The sequence below is a fragment of the Alicyclobacillus fodiniaquatilis genome (genome assembly GCF_042678105.1).
GTDB classification, from domain to species: domain Bacteria; phylum Bacillota; class Bacilli; order Alicyclobacillales; family Alicyclobacillaceae; genus Alicyclobacillus; species Alicyclobacillus fodiniaquatilis.
The window spans coordinates 88,465-108,929 of record NZ_JBHUCX010000083.1; the positions used below are offsets into that span (position 1 = coordinate 88,465).

At 51.9% G+C, this 20,465-nt stretch carries 19 protein-coding genes; 9 read left to right on the forward strand and 10 right to left on the reverse strand.

Features of this window, described 5'->3' with window-relative positions; translation table 11 throughout:
• Positions 1-186 precede the first annotated feature (186 nt).
• Together ACFSB2_RS19990 and ACFSB2_RS19995 are read left to right on the forward strand one after the other, a co-directional pair.
• On the forward strand, positions 187-1,611 hold the full coding sequence (locus ACFSB2_RS19990) for an NAD-dependent malic enzyme (RefSeq protein WP_377944869.1): 1,425 nt from the start codon (positions 187-189) through the stop codon (positions 1,609-1,611).
• 130 nt (positions 1,612-1,741) lie between these two features.
• Positions 1,742-2,938, forward strand: a complete 1,197-nt coding sequence (locus ACFSB2_RS19995; protein WP_377944870.1) for an MFS transporter — start codon at positions 1,742-1,744, stop codon at positions 2,936-2,938.
• On the opposite strand, the gene ACFSB2_RS20000 is transcribed toward ACFSB2_RS19995, so the two are convergent.
• From ACFSB2_RS20000 to ACFSB2_RS20010, 3 genes are all read right to left on the reverse strand, one after another.
• Positions 2,874-3,626, reverse strand: coding sequence for a glycerophosphodiester phosphodiesterase (locus tag ACFSB2_RS20000; RefSeq protein WP_377944871.1), 753 nt, complete (start codon positions 3,624-3,626; stop codon positions 2,874-2,876). The two genes, ACFSB2_RS19995 and ACFSB2_RS20000, sit on opposite strands and share 65 nt — an antisense overlap.
• 279 nt (positions 3,627-3,905) lie before the next feature.
• Positions 3,906-5,120, reverse strand: a complete 1,215-nt coding sequence (gene odhB / locus ACFSB2_RS20005) for a 2-oxoglutarate dehydrogenase complex dihydrolipoyllysine-residue succinyltransferase (RefSeq protein WP_377944872.1) — start codon at positions 5,118-5,120, stop codon at positions 3,906-3,908.
• A 20-nt stretch (positions 5,121-5,140) separates the two neighbouring features.
• A complete protein-coding gene (locus tag ACFSB2_RS20010) occupies positions 5,141-7,960 on the reverse strand; it encodes a 2-oxoglutarate dehydrogenase E1 component (RefSeq protein ID WP_377944873.1) in 2,820 nt (939 codons plus the stop codon).
• A gap of 322 nt (positions 7,961-8,282) precedes the next feature.
• Between ACFSB2_RS20010 and ACFSB2_RS20015 the strand changes: the two genes are divergently transcribed.
• From ACFSB2_RS20015 to ACFSB2_RS20025, 3 genes are read left to right on the forward strand one after another with little or no spacing between them, the layout of a single operon-like run.
• The gene (locus tag ACFSB2_RS20015) at positions 8,283-9,242 is read left to right on the forward strand and encodes an AAA family ATPase (protein ID WP_377944874.1); all 960 of its coding nucleotides are present in this window, start codon (positions 8,283-8,285) and stop codon (positions 9,240-9,242) included.
• A gap of 3 nt (positions 9,243-9,245) precedes the next feature.
• Positions 9,246-10,361 carry a DUF58 domain-containing protein gene (locus ACFSB2_RS20020; RefSeq protein WP_377944875.1) on the forward strand — a complete coding sequence of 372 codons (1,116 nt, stop codon included), beginning with the start codon at positions 9,246-9,248 and terminating at the stop codon, positions 10,359-10,361.
• Between the two features lie 5 nt (positions 10,362-10,366).
• Positions 10,367-11,596 (forward strand): hypothetical protein, encoded by a 1,230-nt coding sequence (locus ACFSB2_RS20025; RefSeq protein WP_377944876.1) that lies wholly within the window; start codon positions 10,367-10,369, stop codon positions 11,594-11,596.
• Between the two features lie 94 nt (positions 11,597-11,690).
• Here ACFSB2_RS20025 and ACFSB2_RS20030 read toward each other — a convergent pair whose 3' ends face one another.
• Together ACFSB2_RS20030 and ACFSB2_RS20035 are read right to left on the reverse strand one after the other, a co-directional pair.
• A complete protein-coding gene (locus tag ACFSB2_RS20030; RefSeq protein WP_377944877.1) occupies positions 11,691-12,659 on the reverse strand; it encodes a type I phosphomannose isomerase catalytic subunit in 969 nt (322 codons plus the stop codon).
• Positions 12,660-12,664: 5 nt separating this feature from the next.
• Complete coding sequence (locus ACFSB2_RS20035; RefSeq protein WP_377944878.1) at positions 12,665-13,654, reverse strand: 2-hydroxyacid dehydrogenase; 990 nt, start codon at positions 13,652-13,654, stop codon at positions 12,665-12,667.
• Between the two features lie 122 nt (positions 13,655-13,776).
• Between ACFSB2_RS20035 and ACFSB2_RS20040 the strand changes: the two genes are divergently transcribed.
• Positions 13,777-14,418, forward strand: a complete 642-nt coding sequence (locus ACFSB2_RS20040; RefSeq protein ID WP_377944879.1) for a hypothetical protein — start codon at positions 13,777-13,779, stop codon at positions 14,416-14,418.
• A gap of 22 nt (positions 14,419-14,440) precedes the next feature.
• A complete protein-coding gene (locus ACFSB2_RS20045) occupies positions 14,441-14,599 on the forward strand; it encodes a hypothetical protein (RefSeq protein ID WP_377944880.1) in 159 nt (52 codons plus the stop codon).
• A 97-nt stretch (positions 14,600-14,696) separates the two neighbouring features.
• Here the strand turns inward: ACFSB2_RS20045 and ACFSB2_RS20050 are convergent, their stop codons facing one another.
• The 5 genes from ACFSB2_RS20050 to ACFSB2_RS20070 all read right to left on the reverse strand — a co-directional run bounded on the left by ACFSB2_RS20050 (position 14,697) and on the right by ACFSB2_RS20070 (position 18,736).
• Positions 14,697-15,842, reverse strand: a complete 1,146-nt coding sequence (locus ACFSB2_RS20050) for an ABC transporter permease (RefSeq protein WP_377944881.1) — start codon at positions 15,840-15,842, stop codon at positions 14,697-14,699.
• Between the two features lie 12 nt (positions 15,843-15,854).
• The gene (locus ACFSB2_RS20055) at positions 15,855-16,775 is read right to left on the reverse strand and encodes an ABC transporter ATP-binding protein (RefSeq protein WP_377944882.1); all 921 of its coding nucleotides are present in this window, start codon (positions 16,773-16,775) and stop codon (positions 15,855-15,857) included.
• A 20-nt stretch (positions 16,776-16,795) separates the two neighbouring features.
• Positions 16,796-17,548: an ABC transporter permease subunit gene (locus ACFSB2_RS20060; RefSeq protein ID WP_377944883.1), complete on the reverse strand. Its 753-nt coding sequence runs from the start codon at positions 17,546-17,548 to the stop codon at positions 16,796-16,798.
• A 97-nt stretch (positions 17,549-17,645) separates the two neighbouring features.
• Positions 17,646-18,341, reverse strand: coding sequence for an ABC transporter ATP-binding protein (locus tag ACFSB2_RS20065; RefSeq protein WP_377944884.1), 696 nt, complete (start codon positions 18,339-18,341; stop codon positions 17,646-17,648).
• 2 nt (positions 18,342-18,343) lie between these two features.
• Positions 18,344-18,736 (reverse strand): GntR family transcriptional regulator, encoded by a 393-nt coding sequence (locus ACFSB2_RS20070; protein ID WP_377944885.1) that lies wholly within the window; start codon positions 18,734-18,736, stop codon positions 18,344-18,346.
• A gap of 257 nt (positions 18,737-18,993) precedes the next feature.
• On the opposite strand from ACFSB2_RS20070, the gene ACFSB2_RS20075 reads away from it, so the two are divergent.
• Together ACFSB2_RS20075 and ACFSB2_RS20080 are read left to right on the forward strand one after the other, a co-directional pair.
• Complete coding sequence (locus ACFSB2_RS20075; RefSeq protein ID WP_377944886.1) at positions 18,994-19,338, forward strand: VOC family protein; 345 nt, start codon at positions 18,994-18,996, stop codon at positions 19,336-19,338.
• 46 nt (positions 19,339-19,384) lie between these two features.
• Positions 19,385-20,314, forward strand: a complete 930-nt coding sequence (locus ACFSB2_RS20080) for a hypothetical protein (protein ID WP_377944887.1) — start codon at positions 19,385-19,387, stop codon at positions 20,312-20,314.
• Positions 20,315-20,465: the final 151 nt, after the last annotated feature.

A 20,465-nucleotide genomic window follows, 5' to 3' on the forward strand; every position in this document is an offset into this window, starting at 1 on the left:
CCTGCTCACCTCGTCCAAATCAACTCACTCCATTGTACATGAAAGACCGCCATGCGTGATGCAGATAGAAAGTGCACATCGTCACACAATTCCCTGGCCATACGTTGTCCCGCAGAGCTGAACTCTGGTAATATCAAATTGTCATATCCTTAATACTACGTGGCACATGTTGGGAGGCCTTGTTGTATGAACGTCAACAATCCAGGCATCAGCCTGATTTATCGTCTCGAGCTCGCCAACTCCGTCACGACTTTTGCGAAAGTCGCCAGCCTCGTCGGTGTCACCGGCGGCGATATCATCGCCGTGGACGTCATCCGCGTCAGTCAGGACATCGTTGTTCGCGATGTGACCATCAATGTGTCCAATCGAGATCACGGCAAACGCATCTCGGACATGTTAAACTCCGAACCAGGCATCCGCGTTGTCGCTGTGTCGGATCGCACATTTCTCGTCCATTTGGGCGGCAAACTCGAAGTGTCGCCAAAAATCCAAATCAAGAACCGTGACGATTTATCACGCGTCTACACCCCACATGTCGCGCGCATTTGCGAAGCCATTCGCGATGATGTATCCAAAGCCTATCAATTGACCATCAAACGAAACACAGTCGCTGTCGTGTCCGATGGCACAGCCGTTTTGGGTCTGGGCGACATTGGCCCCTATGCAGCAATGCCAGTCATGGAAGGGAAGGCAATGCTATTCAAACAGTTTGCGGGAATCGACGCCTTTCCCATCTGTTTAGATACGAAAGACCCCGATGAGATTGTCCGCATCGTCAAGAGCATCGCCCCGGCGTTCGGCGGCATCAATCTCGAAGACATCGGTTCGCCGCGCTGTTTTGCAATTGAGGAACAGTTGCGCAAGGAACTGGATATCCCCGTATTCCATGATGATCAACACGGAACCGCCGTCGTCCTTTTGGCAGGTCTCATCAATGCCACCAAGCTGGTCAAGAAAGACCTGTCTGACTTGAAAGTCGTCATCGTCGGCATCGGCGCCGCTGGCGTGGCCTGCACAAAAATGATGTTGGCCGCAGGGGTGACCAATATCATCGGCGTGACGCTGGAAGGCATTTTGCACCGCGGAAAAGACTATGACATTCCGGCATGGAACTGGTACAAGGAACATACCAATCCAGCCAATGTTCAGGGCACATTGGCCGACGCCATCGTCGACGCTGACGTGTTCATCGGTGTATCCGGCCCTGGCGTGCTCAAGCCCGAGCACATTCAGAAGATGGCGCGAGATCCGATTGTATTTGCCATGGCCAATCCCACACCTGAAATCACGCCAGAAGAAGCGGCACCCTACGTTCGCGTCATGGCGACCGGGCGCTCGGATTATCCGAATCAAATCAACAATGTCCTCTGTTTCCCGGGCATTTTTAAAGGGGCGCTGAATGCGCGCGCATCCACCATCAATGAGGAAATGAAACTGGCAGCAGCCCATGCCATTGCTTCCTCCATCAAAGATGAAGAATTGACGGAGGATTACATCATTCCCTCCGTTTTCAATCAGTCAGTCGTCGAAAAAGTGGCAGATGCAGTCAGCAAAGCGGCGTATGAATCTGGCGTTGCACGGCGCGAAATTCACCACACCGACAATTATTGATCTCGTTTGATGACCATTCCTCCACTGATTGAAAAGTGTATAGAGATCCATTCGATAAATGAGCGATTGTCGTCGATCACGTCCAGGTGTTATGATCAAGCCTGGACTTTTTTATGAATGGATGAGGCAATTGAAACAGTTCCGCATGGCGTTCTTCTTCGCGCTGTGGACCATGGTCATCTATGGAGCCATCGACGCGACACGGAGTGCCACTGGCCCACTTCTACAAGCACAGACACACATCACGTACACACAGTTGGGCGCTTTGTTTGCAGCCAATTCGATTGGCTATTTGCTCGGCAGTCTCCCAGGTGGATTCGCGCTTCACCACGTTGGCTTAAAACGAATCATCCTCTGCGGCAGCATCGGCTTGGGCGCAATTCTCGCCGTCCTACCCATCTGGCATATCTATTTGCTGCTTTGGCTGGGCTTTTTTGTTTTGGGCTGGATGATGGGGTGGCTGGAAATTGGCATCAATGCGGTCATTCCCGCAGTTTCGACTTCATCTCGCGCCGAATCCACAGGCTTTAATTTGCTGCACGGTTGTTATGGCGTCGGGGCCACGGTCGTTCCTATTGTCGTCATCTGGTTGGCCACCGCATCCGGTTCCTGGGGCACGCCGTTTTACGGCATCGGACTCCTCACACTGCTCGCCGCGCTGGCCATTGCCCGATTTCGTTTTCCCAAAGCGCCTGAACCAATGCGGCAGCCTGAACAACATGCAGCCCAGACGCGCTTGTTTACATCGCCGCTCTTGTACACGCTGCTCATCGCCATCACCCTGTATGTGGTCGCCGAAACAGGCACCGCTGCCTGGTTGCCGACCTATTTGGTCCACGCCCAAGGCCAGAGTGTCAACCAGAGTTCATGGTTCCTCACAGGGTTCTATCTCGTATTCACCATTGGCCGCTTGAGCGGACCCGTGTGGGTACATCATCTGGGTCCATACGGCAGCATTGTTTTCAGCTCTGTGTTTTCACTCGTGTTGTTCAGCATTGCGCTGATCTCACCGTCAATGCCTGTTTTGTTCATCATCTCCGGCTTTGGCTTCGCCGTCACCTTTCCGATGATCGTGCATATTGCCAGTCAAGCGTTTGCACAGGAGACTGGCCGTGTGCTTGGTGTCTTGTTCACCAGCGCAGGTGTTGGCAGCATGGCCATGAGTTGGTTGATTGGCATCCTGGCAACGCGTTGCTCAATTCAAACCGCCTTCTGGCTCATCCCAGTCTCGCTGGTTCTGGTCCTCTTTGCGACAGTGGCCGCTAAATGGTTGGATCAGAAGCGGACTCAATCTGTTTCCACCACTGTGCCGCCGGCCAGTTTGTAATGACTGCGTCGACATTGCACTCGTACATCCAAGCAAACCCCCTGGCATCGTTGACCGTGAACGGGTTCACCCGCAATCCCTGCTGGTGGGCCCTGCGGACAAAATTGGGCGTCACTTGATGATAGTTCGGATGAATCGCCTCTGCACCTAAAGCAACCGTCTGATCAATCGTGCCCGCGTCGACTTCGTCCACCAACAAAGCGGTGCGCGCGTGCGGATTTGCTTGTTTGACACGCCGTAAACTCTCGACATGAAACGAAGAGTGTAGGATGAAACTCGCCAAGCCATATGCCTCAATCCGCTGAAATGCGTTCTGCACGACGGCAGGCCGGGGAGCGGGCAGTTTCCATTCCAGATTGATCAGACAAGGCGACGCAACATATGACATATATGCGAGAAATTCCTCTAACGTGGGAATGCATGCGCCGGTAAAAGCGGGATGAAAGCCGATCCCCGCATCCAAACGCCGCGCTTCGTCCAGTGTCATGTCCTCGATTGCGCCCACACCATCCGTCGTACGGTCCACAGTCGCATCGTGCAAGATGACAAGATGTCCGTCTGATGTCTCGCGCAAATCGCATTCGATCCCGCTCGCCCCAGCTTCCACACCGGCGATAAACGCTGCCATCGTGTTTTCCGGATAGCGACCGGAATACCCACGGTGCGCCCACAGTGGTATCGTCCTCATGTAGCAAAATCCTCCTGTCAAGAATGCTTATATTTTTCAGATTACGCAAAGATTCCATTGCACACAAGCATTTTTTGCGAACAAATCAGCTCGGCATCTGCATACAAAGACCACTGCCAGTGTACGCGAGTGTAGGCAAATTGCACCTACCGATGCAAACGAAAACCACCAACACAAAAAGTTCCGCCTCACGCAACCAGCCAGGTGCATAAGGCGGAACTTGTCAATTAGAATTGCATGAGAACCTTGGAAAATCGAAAAAGTGCTGTTGTCTGTCCATCAGCCTTCGAGCAATAATGATTCCGGATCCTCAATCATTTGTTTCACAGCAACCAGGAAGCGAACCGCTTCGCTACCGTCGACAATGCGGTGATCATATGACAATGCGATGTACATCATCGGACGAATTTCCACCTGTCCGTTCACAGCAACTGGCCGTTGCTGGATGGAGTGCATGCCCAGGATACCCACTTGGGGCGCATTCAGGATAGGCGTCGACATGAGCGAACCAAACGTCCCACCATTCGTGATGGTAAACGTGCCACCCTGCAGATCTTCGACACCCAATTTGTTGTCACGCGCGCGCTTGGCAAGCGATGCGATTTCCCGTTCGATATCGGCAAAACCGATTCTATCCGCATTGCGCACGACTGGTACTACCAGTCCACCTTCGGTTGCAACGGCAATGCCGATGTCATAATGGCGCTTGAGCAGCATGTCATCGCCTTGAATTTCCGCATTCAAGCGAGGGAACTGCTTCAATGCCCCGACAACCGCTTTGGTAAAGAAGGACATAAAACCTAAACCGATGTTGTGCTTCTCTTTAAACGCCTCTTTGCGACGCTTGCGCACGTCCATGACCGCCGTCATGTCCACTTCGTTAAATGTCGTCAACATTGCAGCGGTATGTTGAGCTTCGACCAAACGCTTGGCAATCGTGATCCGACGCCGTGACATACGAACACGTTCCTCGTCCTGCCGTTCAGCAGACGCTGGTTGCGGTGCAGCTTGTGGTTGCGCACTTGGCGGCGGCGTCTGTAAATTCGCCAACTCCACACGACCGCTTTGAATTTGGTTGATGTCCACACCTTGTCCAAGCGCCGCCCGTCGCACAGAAGGCGTTGCGCGAACATTCCCATTGGCCACTGGCGCGACTTGCGAAAGAGGTGCGCTGGCAGCTGGCTTTGCCGCTGCTTCCGGTTTCTCTGGTTCCTTCGCCTGTGGCGCTGGAGCAGACGCAGCAGGTGCTGGCGCAACTCCGCCAGCCTGGATGACCGCGATGGTGTCACCGATGCCGACCGTCTCCCCTACTTGTTTTGTAATGGAAGCCAAAATCCCAGCCTCATCCGCAATCACTTCAACGTTGACCTTGTCGGTTTCCAGTTCGGCGATGGCTTCCCCAGCTTGGACGGCGTCGCCTTCACTCTTCAGCCAGCCACCAATGGTTGCTTCGACGATGGACTCACCGAGTCCAGGTACTTTCACCTCTGCCATTCCCGTTTCCTCCCATTCGCTCAAAGCGTATGTTGCGTTAATGCGCCATCAATAATGCGTGCTTGTTCAGCGTTATGCACATCTGCTGACCCTTCGGCAGGACTTGCTGAGGCAAAACGACCAATATATTGCAAGCTGACCTTCTCGGGCAAGATGGAACGCAAACGCGGTTCCACAAAGCACCAGCCACCACTGTTTTGCGGTTCTTCCTGCAGCCAGACAACTTCTTCTAAGTTCTGATATTGCGCCACAATCTCTTGCACCCGCTCACTCGGGAACGGATAGAGCTGTTCCACGCGCGCCGCAGCCAGCCAATCAAAGTTGCCCTCGCGGTTCGCAAGCTCTGTCGTCAAATCGACGCCGACCTTCCCGCTCGACAAAACCAGTCGCGTGACTTTATCCGGATTTGCGCCAGCAACCTGGTGCAACACCGGCTCAAACTGGCCAGCTACTAAATCTTCGCTCTTCGACGACGCATGCGGACTGCGCAACAAACTCTTCGGCGTCATCAAAATCAACGGCCGTGCATTGTCGCCTAAACGCGCAGCTTGCAGACGAAGCAGATGGAAATATTGAGCCGAAGTGGTCACATTGGCCACCATGAAATTGTTGTTCGCCGCCAATTGCAAAAACCGTTCCACACGCCCGCTGGAGTGCTCTGCAGCCTGTCCCTCATAGCCGTGCGGCAAGAGCAGGACCAAACCGGAAGCTTCTCCCCATCGCGCATACCCTGCGGCGATAAACTGATCGATCATTGGTTGAGCCACATTGACAAAGTCGCCAAATTGGGCTTCCCACAACACCAATGTATTTTTCGCTTCCACGTTGTACCCGTACTCAAAACCGATGAGACTCGTTTCTGACAGCGGGCTGTTGTGTACCTCAAAGCTCGCTTCTGCTTGGGGCAAATGTTGCAGCGGCGTATATTTGCGCCCATCGTTCACATCGTGCAGGACCAAGTGCCGTTGACCGAACGTCCCTCGTTCGGAGTCTTGTCCAGTCAAGCGGATTGGCGTGCCTTCCTGCAGGATGGTCGCGAACGCCAACGCCTCTGCGTGAGCCCATTCGATGTCACCACCATCGATGGCATTTGTCCGCCTATCCAATATTTTTTTCAGCTTCGGATAGACTGTAAAATCAGCTGGCGTCACCAGCAACGCCGCATTGATTTCACGCAATTCGTCCGCAGACACTGCTGGAACCTCCACCTGTGGGTACGAAAAATCAGTGACCAATGCAGGTGGGTGCATATCCGCCGATTTTTGTTGAGCAGCCTTCAGTTCGTCGTTAATGGCCGCTTCCATTTCACCAATCTCCGCTGCTGTGACGACGCCCGCATCCATGAGCGCTTGACCATACAACGTCTTGACGGTCTTGTGCAGACCGATTTCACGATACAAAACCGGTTGCGTGTTCATTGGATCATCCATCTCATTGTGTCCCCAACGACGATAGCCAATCAAGTCAATCAGAAAATCCTTGTGGAACGTCTCACGATACAAGAACGCAAACCGAACTGCCGCCAGACATGCTTCTGGATCATCGGCTGAAACATGGACGACTGGGACTTCATACCCTTTCGCAGGATCACTGGCATACCGCGTAGACCTTCCCTGATCCGGATCCGCAGTGAAGCCGACGTGGTTGTTCGCGATGATATGTACCGTGCCGCCAGTGTGATAGCCTTCCACCAGTGAGAAGTTGAACGTCTCGGCGACGACACCTTCCCCAGCAAAGGCCGCATCACCATGCACGACAATCGGCAATGCGGCACGGACATCATGTACCGGTGCGCCTTTGTGTGTCCGATCATCCTGTGCAGCGCGCGCGATGCCCTCTGCGACAGGGTCCACGACTTCCAAGTGGCTTGGGTTGCTTGGCAGAATAAATTGCGCGGCACTGCCATCCGCTTTCTGCACAGCTCTACGCCAACCCATGTGGTATTTGACATCGCCTGCCCAACCTTGATGGAAAGTAGCCATCTCGTCTGCGCCAGCTTCGTCATGACCACTGTGAATCTCAGAGAAGATGTTTTCATATGGCTTTTTGAGGACGTGTGCGAGCACGTTCAACCGACCGCGGTGTGACATGGCGATGATGACCTTGTCAGTTCCCGCGTCCAGCGCTTCGAAGGCGAGTGTGTCCACCATCGGAACCAAGGCATCCAGCCCCTCGACAGAAAAGCGCTTTTGACCGACGTATTGCCGATGCAAAAACTTCTCAAACAGCTCTGCTTGCGCAAGTTGGCGCAACAGTTTTTTCTGTTCGTCGACAAACAGTGGTTTGAAGATCTCACCACGCTCGACTTTCTGTTCAAGCCACGCGCGTTCTTCTGGATTGACCACTTGGTTAAATTCGTACCCGTGACGGCCGGTATAAGCGGCCTTTAGCCGGTCAATCGCCTGACTCGCTGTGCGAACATCGGCTGGCGCGTCTGGCCAGACCACTGTGGCAGGGATACGCGTCAAGTCCGCTTCGTGAAGGCGATAAGTGGCAGCCTCCAATTGCGCGACAGCCTGTGCTGGATGAATGGGGTCAGTTGTGGCCGCTAGATGGCCATACATGCGGATATTGCGTGCATAGTCAATCGCTTGAGCGATGCGTTGTGGTGCAATTGAGGAGAGGTTCGTTTGACCTGTTGCACCTGATGATGTTGTCTCCAATCCCAGCGAAATGGCAGCATTCGGGTCGCCATGCTCAGTAAAGAGCACACGCGTCTCCTCACTGACCGATTCTGGATCTTCCCTGTATGCTTCATACAGTTCGAGAATGTACCCAAAATTCGGCCCGAAAAACTGCTGCCAAAATGATTGGTTATCTGCTGGGTGTTCGTTCTCCATCTGTAAACCCCTCTTCCGTATCTATGAGCGCAGAGTACAGCTAGGAGGCTCATGCTCCCATCTTCCATATCCATTGCACAACTGTATCACTACGCCCTTGTCGGGGGATAACAAATCCCAATTCCAATCTCTATGTATACCACATTCGACACCTTCGCGCAAAATGTAAAAAATATGAAACCGTGTTGCCACGGGCGTGATCGCCATGTCTCCATCGCGACATTGCTGCCTCGAGCACAGGACATGGATTTCAACTGGTGCATTCAGTAAAAAAAGCGCTACAATGGATACATATAGGTTGCTGTGGAAAGGGTGTTCCTTCATGAGTCAAACCACAATATCAGCACTGCAAGCACAAATGCCCGCACTGATAGATGAACTGTCGCGCAAAATGGTCGGTCACAAAGAGACCCTCACACTTGTCACAGCAGCTTGTCTCACTGGCGGTCACGTCCTCCTCGAAGATGTGCCCGGCACCGGGAAGACCACTTTGGCAAACAGTCTTGCACAGGTGTTTGGCCTGACATTTAAACGGATACAAGGGACACCTGACCTACTCCCCGCGGACGTGATCGGCGCCACTGTCTATCACCCGCAAGACAGCAGTTTCGTATTTCATCCCGGACCGGTATTCACCAATGTTTTGTTAATGGATGAAATCAACCGCGCGACGCCGCGAACCCAATCAGCGCTCCTCGAAGCAATGGCAGAAAAGCAAGTTTCAGCAGATGGAGAGACCTATGCCCTGCCAACGCCTTTCTTTGTCATCGCAACCGCCAATCCAATCGAGTCACAGGGCGTATTTCCTTTGCCGGAGGCACAGTTAGACCGCTTCCTCGTTCAACTGCGCCTCGGTTATATATCAGCAGAAGAGGAAATGGAGATGGTGCAAAGCGTCGTCTTCGGACAAGCGGTGACCTTGACCAGTATGCTCACCGAAGACAGTGTCCGTGCGGCCCAGGCAGAAGTGAAAAACATCTATGTGAGCGACGACATGCTACGCTATATCGTGAATTTGGCACGGACGACGAGGTCACATGACCAAATCACACTCGGCGCTAGTCCGCGCGCCATTGTCGCATTGACGCAATACGCGCAAGCGCTTGCCTACATAGACCAACGTGGTTTTATCATTCCCGATGACGTCAAACGCGCGTTTGTGCCAGTCATAGGCCACCGCCTGCAGTTGAACGTCGACTGGATGGGCGATGCTGGCGTAGAGCAAATCTTGGCAGACATCTTGGATCAAGTGCCCGTGCCCAACGAGCGCGCCGAGGTGTAAGCCATGTGGGTGCTTTTGTGGTTCATCATCGTTTTTGTCGTCGCCGTGTTGACCTGGCCAGCCATTTGGGCCAGTCAGATCCGCAACAAAGTGGAGTGCACCGTGGATTTTTCACGTCATGAATGCAACATTGGCGAGGCGCTTCCCATCACCGTGACCCTCATCAACCGCGCTTGGTTCCCGCTGCCGTTGATTCAAGTCCAGGTGAAATTACCAGCGGAACTGTCCGTTGCGCCGGATGTACCAAATCAGCATCTGTCCTTTCGAACCTATCTCTTGATGCGCCGCCGCGTCCAGATGCAATTTACACTCTACGGCTTCGCTCGCGGACCCGCCACGATTCGCAACATCTATGTCCGCATGCACGAGGGACTGGGCCTGCGCAACGTCTACATCTACGACCAATCCAGCGCACTGGTCGCCGTGCGTCCAGATCCAGCGCGAGAGCTGCCGCCAGCGCTCAACCTCACCCTCCAGGGTGAACGTCCCTATGATCAATGGCTGTTCCCTGACGAGACGATGTTCAAGGGCGTGCGCAACTACCAATTTGGCGATCCCGCTCGCCACATCCACTGGCGCGCCAGCGCCCGGTTGGGCCACTTTGTCTCCAAACAGTTCTTCTCCTCCACCAGCAAAGAGGTGCTGTTGTTGCTCAACGCTCAAACCGTCGATCCTTTCTGGCTGGGCACCCATGCAGTCGCCTTTGAACAAATGTGCCGCGAAGTGACGGCCACAGCCCTGCACTTGGAAAAACAAGGGGCGCGTCTGGTCTTTGCCACCAACACCGTCATTTTGGACGGCGGCGGCAATTGGCAGAATCGACTGGTTCGGCAACTGAATACACCCTCATTGCGTTCCCTGTTGGCGCACGCGAACAAACTGGCTTCTGCACCACTGACCAGCATGCTCGCGCACATCCTGCAACACCATCGGAAACTGCCACCGCACATCATCCTGTTCAGCGCATTTGAGACACCCAAACAGGCACAGATGCTCGAACGCCTGCAAAAACTCGGTATGCATCTCGATATCATCCGACCGAAACTCGAACAGGCAACAGACACGGATGTGAATCCGGCTGCGCCGATGCACGAACCAGCGATTTCTCAAGGGGGATGATCACAATGCAGGATGCGAAACATGCAAACATCCAAGAAGGCGAGATGGAGTCGCTGATATGGACGGACTTAGCGCCAAGCATGCAAATGGCCATTGGCCTGCTGAATGCACTGGCGAGTTTTTGCTTTGTCCTGGCTTTGGGGTGGGATCACAAGATGTGGTATGTCGCGCTCATCGTGCCGCTTTGCGTCTGTCTAGCCAGCAGCATCTGCATGGTCAATTTGGTGCAGCGGATAGCTTGGCAAGGCGCGGCGGCGCTATCCGCCATTGCGGGGCTCATTTTGTTGGCCTTCGGCTGGTACCTGATGCCCGATTTCACGCTTTTGTATGTCATCACATTGTTCGGCATTTTAGGCAGCCTGATCTTATGTTTGAATTATATATGGCGCATTGACGTAGGGGACGCTGCCGCCTTCAACCTGCGCATTTTTTCAGCGCTCGTGTTATTTTCGATTCTGCTTTACATGTACCTTCTCAGCGCGATGGAGTTAGAACTGCAACTGTACAGCGTTGTGCTGTATATTTTTGTAACCTCACTGATTCTCATCATTTCGCAATTGGCCATCGCCCGCCGTATTCAGGCTCAATCGTCCCAACTGAAGCAAAGCAACTTGCACCTTGTTGGCTCCGGCATCCTGACCATCGCCGCCATCTTCATTGCAATCGGCCCCCTTGCTACCGTCCTTTTGCTGTTGTTTGCGGGCATTGTTATGGGATTTATTTTTCTGCCACTCTTCATGCCAATCGCCAATTTGGTTTATCACATTCTCGACAGCCTCAATACGTCTCACAGAGCGCCGCTACAGCTCGGCAAAAAACACGCGCTGACCAATCACGCCAATCCCCCTTACACACAGCCACATATGGCCGTCAACTGGATACTCTGGGTGGTGATTGTCGCTGTTTTGTTCATCGTGATGTTCATCTTCATCTTGCGCAGTAAAAAGAAATACAGTGAAATTGAGGTACAAGAAGTTGTAGAGATGGGGGGAACCGTGATTGTGCGGGACAAACAGATTGATTCGTTTCAATTGCTGGACACGAAAGATCCTGTGCGCCGCCGCTACCAATTGCGCTTAAAGCGCTGGCATGATCACGGCTTCACCTTGGGCAAAGCGGAATCGTCAAGGGAATTGTTGAACCGAATTTCCAGCGATGAAAAACAGCATGAGGACGAAAGCCTCACCCAAGCCTACGAAACCGCTCGCTATGGCCAACCTCCAGACCAAGCATGAATGTGGTCACGAATAAAGCCTATTTCCCCAATTGTTATACATCTGGGGTGCCTGAAAAATTCGCGAAAATCTCGGCACCCCACATGGCGGCAAATCAATAGAACGTGCGAACCAACGTCATTTCTCCATCTGGGATCAACTCGTAATCGCTCAATGTCCCTGGCACCAATACAGCATCCCCTGGCTTTAACCTAAGCGTGTGCCGTTCGCCATCGACATCACAAGACAACTGCCCATGCCCCTCAACGGCGATGATGACGTCCGGATTGCCTTTATGCCCTAGTGGACATGTCACTTGCGCATGGACCAGCAATTCATCAATGGTGAAATATGGGCACGTCGCCAAGCGGCTCTGACGCAGTTTCTCATCGTCACGGAGCACGCTGCGCGTCATTTTGGCATGCTCCACACCGTATTGCAGCACATCTGCCGCTTTCTCGACATGCAATGCCCGGCCCTGACCATTTTCATCTTTTCGATCCCAATCGTAGACACGATACGTCACGTCAGAAGTCTGCTGAATTTCCAATACCTTCGTACCGGCGAGCAACGCGTGCAACGTGCGGGCCGGCACATAGACGAGATCGCCCGCTCGAACATTTTGATACTTGAGATAATCGCGAACATGGCCGTTTGCCACTGCCGCCTGATACGACGCTTTGCTGTCAAACGAATGCCCGTAATTGACTACGCCGTCTGGCTTTGCATCGAGCACATACCAAGCTTCAGTCTTGCCAAAATCCCCTTCATTGGCTTGCGCATATGCGTCATCTGGATGAATTTGCACAGACAAGTCTGCTTCAGCTTCCAAGAATTTTATCAACAAAGGAAATCTTGGCTGCGGCGATTGCCCCAGATAAGCCTCTGGAAACCGCTCGGTCAATGCCGTCAACGTCTGACCAGCATGCGGGCCATCCGCCACCACACTCATCCCATTGGGATGCCCGGAAACCACCCAATACTCTCCGATTGGCTGCTCACTGTCTACCGAAAACATGGACTTGAGCGCATGACCGCCCCAGATGCGTTCCATGGGTACAGGTTTAAACTTGACTGGATACATACGATTTACGACTCCTTTACAATATCCTGCAATTCAGGGATCACTTTAGCGTCCCGCGCGCGCCCCTCTAGGACAGCAATCAAATTTTGGGCAGCCAACATGGCCATATCCTCACGCGTCTTGGCCGTGGCAGAACCAATATGCGGCACCAGCACTACGTTTCGCAAGCTCAACAAAGGATGATCCACAGGGACTGGTTCCTCCTGAAAAACATCTAATCCTGCGCCATAAATGGCGCCTGTGCTTAGCGCCTCATATAAAGCCTGCTCGTCCACGGTGGCGCCGCGAGAAACATTGATGAAGATGGCAGAGGACTTCATGCGCGCAAAGGCTTGCGCATCCATCAGCCCTTTGGTTGCTGGCGTCAACGGCGTGAGCAAGACTACGAAGTCGGCAATTTCCAACAATTCTTCAAAAGAGACATATGTAGCGCCCAATTCCTGCTCGACCGCCGGCTTGCGCGTGCGATTGTGGTATAGGACATTCATCCCGAAGCCGTGTTTCGCACGCTTGGCCACAGCTTCACCAATCCGCCCCATCCCGACAATGCCCAATGTACGATGATGGACGTCTATGCCAAAAGAGGCCGATCCCGGTTGTTCACCCCAACGGCCATCGCGCACCAGTTTATCCAGCTCCGCAATCCGGCGCGCAACAGACAGCATGAGCGCAAACGTCAGATCAGCCACCGTTTCGTCCAGCACCTCTGGCGTATGCGTAGCCATGATATTGTGGCGACGAAATGCGGCCGGATCGAAATGATCATACCCGACGGATATCGTGCTAATTGCCCGCAGCTTCGGCAATTGCTGAATCAACGCTTCGCCAAAAGGCGTTCCCCCTGGCGTGATGATGCCATCCGCATGGGCTGCGGCGCGCGCAAGCTCATCCGAATCAATTGGGATACCTTTGTTCCATTCTGTCACTTCGGCAAAATCCGTTAAATAACGCTTCACATGCGCTGGTAAGACATGCGTTGAAAAAATAGAAAACAAAACGCAGCCCCTCCTTGTCAAAAGCACTGTAAGAAGAATGAAGTGTCCGGAATTGCGGCGCACGTTCTCGCCCGCCCCAGCCAAACTGCACATTCCACTTTACTCTACACATATTGTCGGTGATGGAAAAGGGGAGAGCAGTTCATCAAGCGTTCAATTTGGTTGGCGGGCAGTATGAAATTTCTCGTAACACGAACCAAAGTCTTCTCATCTACACCGTTTCATGTTTTACTGAGACTGTCGCTCGTCTCTCTGCACGGCCTGCCCTGCAAGACGCCACCGTCGTCGGACAACCCTGTAAAGGTGAGGATGGTTTGACAGTTCAACCGCTTTGTACGCTGTGTCTTGACTATGCACTTGGTGAAATTCGCGATGAATTCACCCGAAGACGTTACGAACGGCATCTTGTTGATTGTCTGCACTGCCAGCATGAAGTCCGTGAATACAAGGAAATCATTCGGTGCCTAGAAACACCGTCAACCGTTTTGGAGCGCGAACCGCAGCGTCCGCTAAAATGGCGCAAAAACATGCTCATGTTTCCAGTCAAACAAAAGCACTCGACTTCCTTAAAAACAACTTGGCTGAGAAGGCGATTGCGAAATGTCTCCGTTTCGGTGACCATCGCCGCTACATTGTTCCTCACGCTGATGCACACCGTGCACATGCCACACGTGTGGGAAATCGGTGATGACGCCTGGGACTATGTCGCGCATCACATGACATCTGACGAACTGCATATTCGTCATCACATACACAGACTGTAGCTTTGAAAATTGAGGTGCTTTTGTGCGCGAAGATTACGCAGACAACCTTGAAGAATATCGCAATCCAAGTCTCTATGATTTAGAGAATTCACTTGAGGAGACGGAACTTGCTTTTTTGCGCATTTTACCCTACACAAAAGCCAGTCCGCTCATCGTCACCGTATGCCAGAAAATCACTTGAGTATTCGCTACCCTTCGTCAAACGACAAATCGCAAAGGGCATTCACCCATTGAGATGAATGCCCTAAAAAAGTGTATACGAAGTTTCCTGTTACGCGTCAGTTTGTCGCCGTGCGCAAGAAATGATGAAACCGCAGCAATGCCACAAGTAAACCAGCGGCGCCAAAGGCCAAAAGCACACCGAGCGACTGCCAAATGTCCCCTATCTGCCCGCTGCGGATCATAACTTCCTGGAATCCTTGTTGTGCCCAATATTGTGGGCTGAAGTGGCCTATCACCTGGGCGAAATGAGGCATCAACGCCGTCGGCAGCCATACGCCGCCAACGGCTGTGCCTCCAAGCGAGATGAGCATCGTGATGCCCCTGCCTTGATTTTCGCCACGCACCAGCAGGGAAATGGCCAATCCAATCCCGGTTCCGCAGATGCCAAGACAGAGGACAATCGCTCCGATGGCGCTGACATTACCCAAATTGACGCCGTAAATAAAGTGGCCAAAACCAAGCAGCACAACACATTGAACCAGGACGGCAATTAAAGCGGGTATCCACATGCCGATGAGATATGTCACCGGTCGCATCGGCGTGCTGCGCAGACGCGCCAACATCCCCGATTCCTTTTCCCCTAAGAAACTGCGCATCATGGTCATGATGATGAAAAAGACGAACATGACTGTGTAACCAGGCACAACCTGGTCCAATTCGCTTGCATTGTCACCACTTAATTTCGTACCTTCAATATGAATCGGCGGCTGTAAAATTTGCTTGACCTGCGCAGTGCTTTTGCCCGTCGCCGACAATGCCGCAGATACGTGTTGTTGCTGATACTGGCTAGCGATGGTGTTCAACACCGATTCGGTCGGCCCAGAGACCGTATCATCTGCGGCGTCGTAGTAAAATTGTACATCGGCCTGTTTCGCGCCCGATGTCACATCTGCGCCAAACCCCTTTGGAATGACTAGCAACGTGTCGACTTTTCCATCTTTCACCTGCTGGATCTCATCTTTTGACGATGCAGTGTCTTGCTTCAACGCGAAGCCTTTCACCTGACCAACCGCATGAAGAAAACTTTTCGATACCGCGGACTGATCCTGATCAATATAGTGAACCGTCAACGTTGCATTCGATGAACTCGAAAAAACTGAACCAAATAACACAATGAATAAGATCGGCATTAAAAGGAGGAAGAAGAAGTTTCCTTTTCCCTTCAATAACAACTTGAGCTCCTTGCGAACGATGCTCAACACACTCGGTCCCCCCTAGTCTCGTAAACTGGTGCCCGTCAAGGTTAAAAACACAGATTCGAGCGATGGCCGCACCATCTCCAGCGCCTGCAGTTCAATGCGCTGTTTGGACGCCTGCTGCAAGATGTGTTTCATCGTGTCCATCACATCGTCCGTTTCAATCACCCAACCACTATCCCGGCGCTCGCACTGTACGTCACCAGGCAAAAGAGACAATTGCTCAAACGCTTCCGCTTCCACATAAACCGCCTTACTGGCAAAGCGGGACAGCAGCGATTTCAAAGTGCCTTGCACCACAACATTCCCCTGGTCGATAATGGCCACATCGTCACAGAGCGCCTCCACCTCTTCCATGTAGTGCGTCGAATAGATGATGGTGACCCCTTTGGCTTTGAGCGTGCGAATCATTTCAAAAATATGATTGCGCGATTGTGGGTCGATCCCGACCGTAGGCTCATCAAGTATCAGCAATTTGGGTCGATGGAGCAGCGCTGCGGCAATGTTGATGCGTCGCTTCATTCCGCCAGAAAAACTTTCTATCGCATCTTGGGCTCGACTGGTCAGTCCTGTCTGATCCAGCACTTCACGGATCCGCTGTTCCAATACTTGGCCGTGAACGCCATACATTTCACCAAAGAAAACCAGATTATCACGCGCGCTCAGCTTTTCGTACAACGTGATATTCTGCGGTACGTAGCCGACCTGACGGCGAATCGCATTTTGCTCATGGTTGGCATTCAACCCCAGGATGTGCGCCGTTCCCCCATCCGCCCCCACAATGCCCGTCAAGATTTTCATTGTCGTCGATTTCCCCGCCCCATTTGGACCGAGCAAACCAAAGCAAGTTCCTTTTTGCACAGCAAACGTGACACCTCGCAAGGCCACCTTCTTGCCGTACGATTTTTGAAGGTTCTGTACAGAAAGCACAGTTTGCATCCCATTCATCCTCCCAATGGTCACGAAGCCATTTGCCGTTCAAGAACATATGAAGTCAAACGAATCATCAAGTAAGCCACAATCCAGCTTGCCACAATCAGATAGTAGAATATCGGCGCTAGTGAAAAACCAGCCAATCCATGCGTGTGCTGAATGTGGACGGTGCCTCCGTGCCACGAGAAAATCAGCCACCAACTACAGCCAAAGACAAGCCAAATGAGCGGCATGATCGGTTTTGCGCGCGATTCGGTCAGCACGCCAATCAGTACGCCAAACGCTGCAATAAACGGGCAGACACACAGGAATAAGCCGTCATACTTCAAGCCTGTCAGCAAAAATTGTCCAGCCGTGTGCGCGTTGAAATTCCCCTCCAAAACCATCGTGTACAGTATCAATAACCCAGTGGCGCAATACACCGCCGCCACAAGGAGAATCATGCGTATCAATGCAGCAACAAATTTGGAGGTGACCAATCGCAAACGCGACATCGGCAGCGACAGCCACCAACCAGCCGTTCCATCTTTCCATTCATGCACCAAGAGGCCTATCGTCAGGCCAAACGACATGAACGGCAATACATAAGTAAATACCCAAGCATCGGTTAAATCTACGCGCTGTCCACTCAGGCTGACATATGTGGCAACAATCACAACCAGCGCCGCGATCACTGTTCCGTACAACACCACCCATGTTTTCGAGCGCGCTACATTGCGGCGTTTTCGCCTCCTGAGATCATGTTTCACAAGTGCCCAAAACACACTCTGTGTCGTCATGCGTCTCCTCCTTGTCCTGATAATGGACTGTTCACTTCGCACTACTTAACGACTTTCCCACCCTGCCCGGATGCAGGGCACACAGATGTAAAACATATCAGTACATTTTTTGTAAGATGGTGTGCATAGAACCATATTTTCCACGCAATTTATCCGCCTCGCCAGCCAAAATGACCTGGCCCTCATTCATGAACACGACGTGATCGAACAATGGTTCAGCCTCGTAAATTTCATGAGTGCTGATCAACACCGTTTGCTCCCCCGTGCTCATGTGCTCAATCAATCCTTCGATGATTTTTTCTCTGGAGATGACATCGATGCCGGAAAATGGCTCATCTAAGATGATCAAAGGCACTTGACGGGCAATGCACAAAATGAGCATCAAGCGTGCCTCTTGTCCGCGAGACATGCCCACCGCACGCATGTCCATATCCAGTTTCATGAAACTTGCCAATCGCTCTGCCGTCTCCCGCTCAAAGCCCGGTAGGAAATTTTCTCCCCACCGGAAAGACTCGTTGACTGTATAATCTGGATACCAACGCGCTCTGTCCGGCAGATAGGCAATCTCTTTGTTGGTCCGCCAACCGGGCGCTTTTCCAAGCACCTCGATTTTCCCTCTATCAGCCCGCGTCAGACCTGTCAGCATACGAAACAAACTGGATTTGCCCGAACCATTCGGACCAAGCACGCCGACGGTGCAGCCTTGTGGGATGAAGAGCTCCAAACCGTTCAAAGCGTACTTCTGTCCGTACTGTTTTGTCACACCCCTGCAAAAAACCGCTGCAGTTGTCATGTTCAAAGTCCACCTCCTTGTTTCGCATTCAGGTATTTGTGAATATCCTCCCACGAGTAACCGATGCTCTGCATTTTCTCTAGAAATTCGTCAATCACTTGTTCCGCAAATTGCGCGCGAAAGCCATCCACACGAGACTGGGCCGTGGTAATAAACGTGCCTTGACCGCGACGTGTCTCTGTGAGTCCTTCGCGTTCCATTTCTTTATAGGCATGCATGACCGTGTTCGGGTTAATTTTAAGAGCGAGCGCCATCTCCCGCACGGACGGAATTTTTTCTCCCAAGGCAATCTCTCCTCTGACAATCGCGCTGCTCATCTGCTGTAATATCTGCTCATATAGTGGCTGGCTTAAATCTAGGTGAAACGTCAATGAGCCAACCTTTCGTTCATCCACAGCTTTCCCTCCGATCGAGGCACACAAGCGTATCGCGAGAATTAAGTGTATTATATCACATGATACACTATGCGCAAGTGGCAACAATCGCACAGATGATGGAGTGAGAATCCTCAAAACTTTTTCAGATGAGCACTTCCCTCCATGGTATAATATGGGTATCTATAAATTGGGTTACTAGTGGATATTGAAGTGTTCACTCATTGCGCTTCAGGTACAAAATGAACCCAATTCACCAATGCGAAAGGGGTTACAAAATGAAGACAAGCTTAACGCATGTCCGTATCAATGTATCAGACATTAACCAATCCATTAAATGGTATGAGGAAATCCTGGGGTTCGTCGTGACAACCAGATACCCTGCAGAGAACCCAACATACATTGGATTTGAAGACGAGCTAGGAGCTGGATTTTCGATACAACAGGAAGAAAACGTCCCATCCTATGGACGTTTTAATTTCCAAGTAGATGATGTGCAACTACTATGGGAAAAAACAAAAGATAGGGCAACGGTCATCGAAGAACTGTGGACTACCCCTTGGGGAACCACAAAGTTTACAATCTCCGATCCCGACGGCAATGAACTCGGTTTTATGAAGTGATTTTACTGTGCTGCAGATTCGACAAATGAGCGAAGGGAATGAGCGCATGCATACGATCACCCAACAACAACTCGAACGTTCCAAACGGTTTCTCCAAACGCACGGTCGCACATTGGACTACCTCCTGGCACAATTTTATTTTTGGGGAGGTTCCGTTGAAGATGTGCGAGAAGCCTTGGCAGATTTCCAGAATCAAGATGGGGGATTTGGCCACGCGATTGAACCTGATTTTAGGTTGAACACATCGTCGCCGATGGCGACATCGATTGGCCTGCAATACGCCTGTGAGATTGGGCTGACTGCCGATGATCCAATGATACAAAAGGCGATTCAATATCTCTTGGCGCATTTTGATCCAGACGAGCAGCGTTGGCATGCTGTACCTGAAACAATCAATGATATGCCGCACGCGCCGTGGTGGACTTTTGACCTGACGACGGGCCGTTGCGGTACAGAGAACACCTGGGCCAATCCAAACGCCGAACTCCTTGGCTATCTGTGGCGATACAAAGATTTGGTTCCCGCCGATTTTCTCCATTCATTAACTGACAAAGCCATGCTAGAGCTTGAAATACTACCGGTGAATTTAGAAATGCACGACTTTCTTTGTTATCAGAGGTTATCTGAAAATATCCCGGAGCCATACCGAGCACTTGTCATGGACAAGTTGATGAAATCAGCCGGATTGACTGTTGATACAGATCCGAATCAGTGGGCAGATTACGGGGCAAAGCCGCTGCAAATTGCCTCATTTCCTGATTCTCCTTTTGCAGAAATACTGCAAGCCTCCTTAGCAGCCAACTTAGATTACGAAATTGAACACATGAATGACGACGGAAGTTGGAGTCCTAACTGGTCGTGGTTTGGCAATTACGAAGCGGATTGGGAAATCGCAAAAGTCGAGTGGCAGGGATACATAACGGTGAGAAATCTGAAATCCTTGTATGACTTTGGGCGTGTTGTACAAAGCGCTTAGATTGACGGGGAATTGGCTTTGATGCTGGATACATGCTGCGCCCGCGCCAATAAACGCTGAAAACTGCAGTGGATCGACGCATTGCGCATGACTCGACACCAAGATACCGACTTGAACTGGCGAATCGCGTGTTGCGTAGCACGCGATTCGC